The organism is Kitasatospora sp. MAA19 (assembly GCF_029894125.1).
In the GTDB taxonomy this organism is placed as follows: Bacteria; Actinomycetota; Actinomycetes; order Streptomycetales; family Streptomycetaceae; genus Kitasatospora.
On the sequence record NZ_JARXYZ010000087.1, the window covers coordinates 1 to 1,470 of the forward strand.

A 1,470-nucleotide genomic window follows, 5' to 3' on the forward strand; every position below is an offset into this window, starting at 1 on the left:
GGGAGTGTCATGAATCAGGTGGACACCCTGATCAAGGGAGACACTGATGAGCTCGCTGACGGATCACCAGATCGGGTCGGCTTCTGACGGTTCGGTTTCGTCGGAGTCCGGAAGGGCCGATGCCTTGGACATGGGTCCGAGGAAGAACACGGGTGCGTCGGATGTGGTGGCGTCGGTCGCCGAGCTGGCGGCCGAGCAGGCCAGGGCCGGCGGGATGCAGTTGCTCGGTGAGGGCGGGCTGCTGCAGCAGCTGACCCGGCACCTGCTTCAGGAAGCCCTGGAAGCCGAGATGGACGAGCACCTGGCCTCAACCGCGGAGCCGGGCCGCTCCGCCCGCAAGGGCGGCAACGCGCGCAACGGCTACCGAATGAAGACCGTGATGACCGAGGCCGGGCCGGTCACGCTCGAGGTGCCCAGGGACCGGGCCGGTACGTTCGAGCCGAAGGTTGTGCCCCGGCACGCGCGCCGCACCGAAGGCCTGGACAACCTCGTGGTCTCGTTGACCGCGAAGGGCCTGACCTCGGGCGAGATCGTCGCGCACCTGGCCGAGGTCTACGGCATGGCGACCAGCAAGGAGACAGTCTCCACCATCACCGACCGGGTGCTGGAGGGCATGGCCGAGTGGCGCACGCGCCCCCTCGACGCGGTCTACCCGGTCCTGTTCGTGGACGCTGTGAACATCAAGGTCCGCGACGGCCAGGTCGCCAACCGGCCCGTCTACGTGGTCCTGGGAGTCACCGCCGACGGCTACCGCGACATCCTGGGCCTGTGGACCTCCAGCGGCGGTGAGGGCGCCAAGTACTGGCAGTCCGTCCTGACCGAGATCAAGAACCGCGGTGTGAAGGACTGCCTGATCCTCATCTGCGACGGCCTGGCCGGCCTGCCCGACGCGGTCGCCCAGGTCTGGCCCCAGACCGTGGTCCAGACCTGCATCGTCCACCTGCTGCGGAACTCCTTCCGCTACACCTCCAAGCGGGACTGGGCGGCCGTGGCCCGCGACCTCAAGCCCGTCTACACCGCGCCGAACGAGCAGGCAGCCCTGGACCGGTTCGCCGAGTTCGCCGCCGCCTGGGAGGCGACCTACCCGGCGGTGGTGCGACTGTGGGAGAAGGCCTGGGCCGAGATGGTCCCCTTCCTCGCCTTCGATGCCGAGATCCGCAAGATCATCTGCACCACCAATGCCATCGAGAGCGTGAACTCCCGCTATCGCAGGGCCGCCGGCGCCTGCGGCCACTTCCCCAACGACCAGGCCGCCCTCAAACGGCTCTACCTGGCCACCCTCGCTCTCGATCCCACCGGACGTGGCCGACAGCGCTGGAGCAACCGCTGGATGGCCGCCCTCAACGCCTTCGACATCGCCTTCGACGGGCGCCTTTCAGCCGGACGGGCGTAGACCATCCGGCCTACGCCCACCAGGAAGATCAACAGCTAGGCCAACCGGGTGCCGTACACCTAGATCGTGATAGTCCC

Annotated in this window: 1 protein-coding gene; it reads left to right on the top strand. The window is 68.1% G+C overall.

The window, feature by feature from the left end; genetic code table 11:
* The first annotated feature begins 214 nt into the window (after positions 1 to 214).
* Complete coding sequence (locus P3T27_RS40870) at positions 215 to 1,393, top strand: IS256 family transposase (protein ID WP_280686449.1); 1,179 nt, start codon at positions 215 to 217, stop codon at positions 1,391 to 1,393.
* The last annotated feature ends 77 nt before the right edge of the window (positions 1,394 to 1,470 follow it).